Here is a 6,147-nt window from a genome sequence, read left to right on the forward strand (position 1 = left end):
CGCGGCCGACGGCCGCTTCGAGGTGGAGGAGCTGCGCGTGCCGGGACCGCCGGGCGGCCCGGAGGTCACACTCGTCAGCGCGCGGCCCGCCGGGCTCGCCCGGCCGCTGCCGCTGCTCTACTACATGCACGGCGGCGGGATGGTCATGGGCAATGCGTGGTCGGTGCTGCCGCAGCTGCTGCGCGCCTGGGCCCTCCCGCTGGAGCTGGCCGTCGTCTCGGTCGACTACCGGCTTGCGCCGCACGCCCGGTACCCCGGCCCGGTGGAGGACTGCTGGGCCGGCCTCGTCTGGACCGCCGGGCACGCGGCCGAACTGGGCGTCGACGCCGACCGGATCGTCGTCGGGGGGAAGAGCGCCGGCGGCGGGCTCGCCGCGGCGCTCGCCCTGCTGACCCGCGACCGCGGCGGGCCCGCGCCGATCGGGCAACTGCTCCTGTGCCCGATGCTCGACGATCGCAACGACACGTTCTCCAGCCACCAGATGGCCGGCGTCGACACCTGGGACCGGACCTCCAACGCGACGGCGTGGCAGGCCCTGTTGGGCGACCGGTACGGTGCTGCGGACCTGCCTCCCCATGCGGCTCCCGCCCGGGCGACGGATCTGTCCGGGCTGCCGCCGGCCTATATCGAGGTCGGGTCGGCGGAGACCTTCCGGGACGAGGACGTGGCCTACGCCAACGCCATCTGGCAGGCCGGCGGCGAGGCCGAACTGCACGTGTGGCCGGGGGCCTTCCACGGCTTCGACGCCCTGGCCCCCCGGGCGTCACTCAGCCAGGACGCCCGCGAGGCCCGCACCCGCTGGCTGCGGCGTCTGCTCGCCCGGCCCGGGGGCGCCGTGGGCCGGGCGGCGACGGGGCAGGTGACCGCCGGGGCGGGGCCCGGCTGAGGCCCCCGCCGCCGCGGTCGGCCGGTCAGGCGGTGGCCGGGATGTGCTGGGTGATGCAGTGGACCCCGCCGCCGCCCCAGGCCAGGGTGCGGGCCGGGATGCCGACGATCTCCCGGCCCGGGAAGAGGGCGGCGAAGCGGGCCAGCGCGGGGGCGTCGTCGGCCACTGCGGCCGTCGGCACGACCACGCTGCCGCTCGTCAGGTAGTAGTTGGTGTAGCTGAAGGTCTCCACCAGGGCCCCGTTGACGCGGAACTGCGGCTGCTGCTGCAGCTCGCTGATCTGGAAGGGGCGGCCGCAGGCATCGGTCGCGGCCTGCAGCACCGCCTTGTTGGCCGCCATCCGGGCGTGGTTGGGGTGGGCGGGGTCGGGCTGGGTGTGCAGGAGGACCTGCGCCGGTCCGAGGTAGGCGGCGACGAGGTCGATGTGCCCGTTGGTGATGATGTCGTTGTTCAGGCCGTACGGGAGCCAGATCACCTTGCTCGCACCGTACGCGGCGAGCAGCGCGGACTCGATCTGTGCGCGGCTCAGCCCCGGGTTGCGGTTGGGGTTGAGCAGGCACTCCTCGGTGGTGATGAGGGTGCCCGCGCCGTCGGTGATCATCGAGCCGCCCTCGAGCACGAGGTCGACGGGCCGGCGCGGCACGGCCAGGTGGTCGCAGACGCCCGCGGGCAGCAGGTCGTCCTTGTCGTACGGGTACTTGTTGCCCCAGCCGTTGAAGCGGAAGTCGAGCCCGGTGAGGTGGGTGCGGTCGCCGTCGAGGGCGAAGACGGGGCCGGTGTCGCGGGTCCAGCAGTCGTTGACGGGGTACTCGATGACGGTCACGCCGCTGCCGCACTGCTGGCGTGCGTCGGCGGCGGTACCGGGCTCGGCGACCATCAGGACGGGCTCGAAGCGGGCGATGGCCTTGGCTATCGCGGCGACCTCCGCCTGTACGGCCTTGAGCAGCCCGCCCCAGCCGACGTTGCGGTCCCACGGCCAGGCCATCACACAGCCGGAGTGCGGCTGCCACTCGGCGGGGACGGTCAGGGCTCCGGTGGCGGTGGCCGGTGCGGCCGCCGCCCGGCCGGTGGTTCCCGTCGCGAGGAACAGGCCCGCGGCGGCGGTCAGGGCGGTGGTGCAGAAGGCACGGCGCGAGGTGCGGGGGCGGGGTGTGCTGGACAGGGACATGGTTCATTCCTCCGTGGCGCGTGGCGGTGCTCGGTGCTCGTCGCCCGGTGCTCGGTGCGCGGTGCGCGGTGCTCGGGCGGAGCCGGTCGGACGGGTGAACTGCAGCGTGGGGGGGTGGCGGCGCGGGAGCCGCCGTCAGGACGCTTCCGCCGGGCCTGCCGCCGCGGGGGCGGGTACGGCGGCCGGCGGGGCGTCGGGGTCGTCGCCGCGGAGCCTGTCGTGGGGGCGGCGTACGAGCAGGTACGCCAGACCCGAACCGAGCACGGCGGCGGTGCCCAGGAGCGCGGCCCACACCTGGTACCAGGGGGCGCCGGGCGGTGCGAGGATCGCCCGCGGCCAGCAGACGTTGACCACCTCGAAGGCGGTCCAGGCGACGGCGAGGACGTTCAGGAACGTCCCCTTGCGGCCGAGCCGGATCGCGCCCGAAGGCACCCAGGTCCCGCGCAGGCGGGCGACGAGCGCGGCGAGCGACACGAGGAAGAACGGCAGGTAGGTGGCCGCGGTGCCGAAGGCGATCAGGCTTCCGATGGCGGTGGCGTTCAGGCCGAGGGCGAGGGCTGCGCCGCTGATGAGCGTGGAGGCGACCAGGCCGCCGATGGGGGCCTGGCGGCGGTTGACCTTGCGGACGTGCCGGGAGAAGGGGAAGACCCCGTCGCGGGCGAGGGAGAACAGGCCGCGGGCCGCGCCGCCCTGGGAGGCCATGGCGCAGGCGAGGAAGCCGACCAGGACCACCACGACGAACGGCTTGTCGGACCAGCCGCCGAAGGCGTGGACCACGGCGGTGGTCACCGGGTCGATGTCCTCGCCGGCGACGACGGCCTCGGGGTGCGGGTGCGCGAGGGCCACGGCCATGGCGTTGAGGATGACGACGGCACCCACGCTGAGCAGGGCCCACCACATGGCGCGGGGCACCTGGCGGCCGGCGTCCTTGGTCTCCTCGGCGGTGGACACGCAGGCGTCGAAGCCGATGAAGGCCCAGCCGGCGACGGCCACGGCGGCGAGGAAGCCGAGCAGGGTGGAGCCGCCCGAGAGGGCTTCGGCGCCGAGGGTCTCGGTGAACAGCGGGAAGCCGTGCTCCCGGAAGAAGAGCAGCAGGGCCAGGCCCACGCCGACCGACGCGACCGCCTCGGCGGCGATGCCGAGGGAGACGAACCAGCGCAGGATCGTGATGCCGTACGCGTTCACCAGCATGCACACGCACAGGATGCCGACGGCGACGCCCACCAGGCCGCCGGGCGTCGGGGTGGCGCCGACCAGGGCGTAGACCCAGGGCGCCGCGAGGTAGGCGACGGTGGTGTTGCCGAACATGACGGCGAACTGCCACACCCAGCCGCCGAGCCAGCCGAAGGCCGGGCCGAGCAGCCTGCGGCCCCACTGGTACGGGCCGCCGGCCAGCGGCCACTGGGAGGTCAGCTCCGCGTAGACGTTGACCACCAGGCACTGGCCGGCCAGGACCAGGGGCAGCGCCCAGACCCAGAGCGGGCCGGCGACCGTGGTCCCGACCATCGAGACGGCGTACAGGGCCACGACCGGGGAGACCACGGCGAAGCCCATGGAGATGTTGCCGAGGATGCCGAGGCTGCGGCGCAGCTCCTGACGGTATCCCAGGTCGCGGAGGCGGGCCGCATCGGTGTCGGTTGCCGCGTCGGCCGGCCCGTCGGCTGCCGCATCGGCTGCCGTATGCGCCGCCGTATCCGCGACCGCGTTCGTACGTCTGTTCATGTGATCACCTCACCGGGCGCGCGATGCCAGTCGGGCTCGCGCTAAATCTAACCGCGTTAGGTAAACGAGGTGGCTGGAATGTAGCGGCGTTCCTGGCTGCTTGTGAAGCGTTCCTGACAGGTAACCTGCGCATCCGGGAGTGAAGGAGTCGCAGATGCCACGGCCGAGCCAGACCCTCCTCAGCCGCGCGATCATCGCCCGCGCGGCTCTGGAGCTGTTGGACGAGCACGGCGCGGAAGCGCTGAAAATGCGCACGATCGCCGACCGGCTGGGGGTCAAGGGCGCGTCCCTCTACCACCACATCGCGTCGAAGGAGGACCTCCTCGACGCGGTCGCCGAGCTCATCAACGACGAGATCGACCTGGGACCGCTGGCCGACCCCGGCGGCGCGGAGGGCATCACGGCCTACGCGCACGGATACCGGCGGGTCTACCTGCGCTACCCGCACATGATCCCGCTCGTGGCCCGCCACCGGGTCTCGTCGGACAAGGCCCTGCGGGGGTACGACGCCCTGCTCGCGGCCCTGACCCGGCACGGCTGCACTCCCGCGGAGGCCGCCGAGGCCGCCGCCGCGCTGGACAACCTCGTCCTGGGCTCGGCGCTGGAGACCTTCACCGCAGGTTTCACCGGCCCACCCGGCGCGTACCGGCCGGACTACCCGGCCCTCGCAGCCTCCCTGGACGCCGCGGGCGCCCGACCCGGCGGCCTCGCCGAGCTGGACTCGCGCGGCTTCGACCTCGGGGTGCGCCTGCTGCTGCGCGGACTGGCGGGGGCGGGTCCGGCGCAGCCGTAGGCCCCTCGTACACGTAATTCGTCGGCGTGGTGTCCGGACCCGGCGGATGATTCCCGGCGTCCGGGGCCGACCGAGGCCCCTCCGCCCGGGCAGGGGGCTCCGATGACCGCTGCCACGCCCGATTCGCCCGGTTCTTCCGCGCCGCTGCCCGTACGGGGCTGGAGCGGCGTGCGGGAGGCCGTCGCGTACGGTCCGCCGCCCCCGCCAGGCCGGCCTGTTCGGCATGGACGCGCTGGCGCAGGACGCGACGGGCGACGACTGGCTGACCGTCAACGTCTGGTCGCCCGAGGCCGAACGGGGCGCCGGGCTGCGGGTGATGGTCTGGGTCCAGGGCGGCGGCTACGCCTTCGGCATGTCCGCTCTGCCCGAGTACGACGGCGGCCGCCTCGCGCGCGAGGGCGGCGTTGTCGTGGTGACCTTCAACTACCGGGTCGGCATCGAAGGCTTCGCGCAGATCGAGGGGGCTCCCGCCAACCGCGGCCTGCTCGACCAGGTGGCCGCCCTCCGATGGGTGCGCGACAACATCGGGGCCTTCGGCGGCGACCCCGACCGGGTCACGGTCTTCGGCCAGTCGGCGGGCGGCGGATCGATCGCCGCGCTGCTGGCGATGGACGGCGCGGACGGACTCTTCCGCCGGGCCGTCGTGCAGAGCATGCCGGGAACGTTCTTCTCGCCGGAGCTCGCCGAGGACATCGCCGCCGCCTGCGCCGCCGAGCTCGGGCTGCGGCCCACCGTGGCCGACCTGTCCGGCGTCGCCCCGCACCGGCTGCCCGCCGCCGATGACGCGGTCGGCGCCAAGTCCGGGCAGTGGAACGAGCGGTGGGGCCGGGCCGCCCACAGGGGGATCCTCTTCTCCCCCGTCGTCGACGGCGAGGCCCTCGCCGCCACCCCGTGGCAGGCGGTGTCCGCCGGCGCCGCCCGTGGCGTCGAACTCCTCGTCGGCCACACCCGCGACGAACACCGCCTGTTCGCGGCGCTGGACGGGCTCCTCGGCGCGGTGGACGAGGAGCAGGCGGCGAGCGCGCTGGAAATCTTCGCCCCGGCCCCGGACGGTGCGCGCCGCTACCGCGAGGCCTGTGCGGCAGCAGGTCCGGAGGAGTTGTACGAACGGGTCCACTTCGACTGGCTGTTCCGGATGCCGACGCTGCATCTCGCCGAGGCGCACGCGGCCGCCGGGGGGCGCACGTACGCCTACGAGCTGACCTGGCCCGCGCCGGGCATGGGCGGTGCGCTGGGCGCCTGCCACGGCCTGGACGTACCGCTCGTCCTCGGCACCCTGGACCGCGGTCAGCCCGCCGCGCTGGTCGGCACGCCGCCCTCCGCCGAGGCGGAGGAGCTGTCGGGCCGCATGCGTGCCGCGTGGACGGCGTTCGCCGCCGGGGGCGACCCCGGCTGGCCCGCGTACGATCTCCGGCAGCGCCTGGTGCAACTCTTCGACACCCGCCCGACCGTCGCCCCGTACCCGGAGGACGCATCCCGCCGGATCTGGGAGCACCACCCCTTCTCCCCCATGCCCCTGCGGCCATAGGCGCGCCACCAAAAGGGTTTCCGGACGCTCCGCGCCCGGCGCGCTCAAAC

The 6,147-nt window shown here is 74.3% G+C and carries 5 protein-coding genes; 3 read left to right on the forward strand and 2 right to left on the reverse strand.

Translation table 11 applies throughout. The features are described from left to right. A partial coding sequence (locus tag AB0F11_RS37305; protein WP_362184111.1) for an alpha/beta hydrolase occupies window positions 1-886 on the forward strand: 886 nt, incomplete at its 5' end. Between the two features lie 25 nt (window positions 887-911). Here AB0F11_RS37305 and AB0F11_RS37310 read toward each other — a convergent pair. Together AB0F11_RS37310 and AB0F11_RS37315 are read right to left on the reverse strand one after the other, a co-directional pair. Next, window positions 912-2,054 (reverse strand): agmatine deiminase family protein, encoded by a 1,143-nt coding sequence (locus tag AB0F11_RS37310; protein ID WP_362184114.1) that lies wholly within the window; start codon window positions 2,052-2,054, stop codon window positions 912-914. A gap of 135 nt (window positions 2,055-2,189) precedes the next feature. Further along, the gene (locus AB0F11_RS37315) at window positions 2,190-3,776 is read right to left on the reverse strand and encodes an APC family permease (RefSeq protein ID WP_362184117.1); all 1,587 of its coding nucleotides are present in this window, start codon (window positions 3,774-3,776) and stop codon (window positions 2,190-2,192) included. Between the two features lie 154 nt (window positions 3,777-3,930). Here AB0F11_RS37315 and AB0F11_RS37320 point away from each other — a divergent pair, with 154 nt between their 5' ends. After that, window positions 3,931-4,569 (forward strand): TetR/AcrR family transcriptional regulator, encoded by a 639-nt coding sequence (locus AB0F11_RS37320; protein WP_362184120.1) that lies wholly within the window; start codon window positions 3,931-3,933, stop codon window positions 4,567-4,569. Window positions 4,570-4,792: 223 nt separating this feature from the next. After that, window positions 4,793-6,097: a carboxylesterase family protein gene (locus tag AB0F11_RS37325; RefSeq protein ID WP_362184123.1), complete on the forward strand. Its 1,305-nt coding sequence runs from the start codon at window positions 4,793-4,795 to the stop codon at window positions 6,095-6,097. Window positions 6,098-6,147: the final 50 nt, after the last annotated feature.

The sequence above is a fragment of the Streptomyces sp. NPDC032472 genome (assembly GCF_040636955.1).
In the GTDB taxonomy this organism is placed as follows: Bacteria; Actinomycetota; Actinomycetes; order Streptomycetales; family Streptomycetaceae; genus Streptomyces.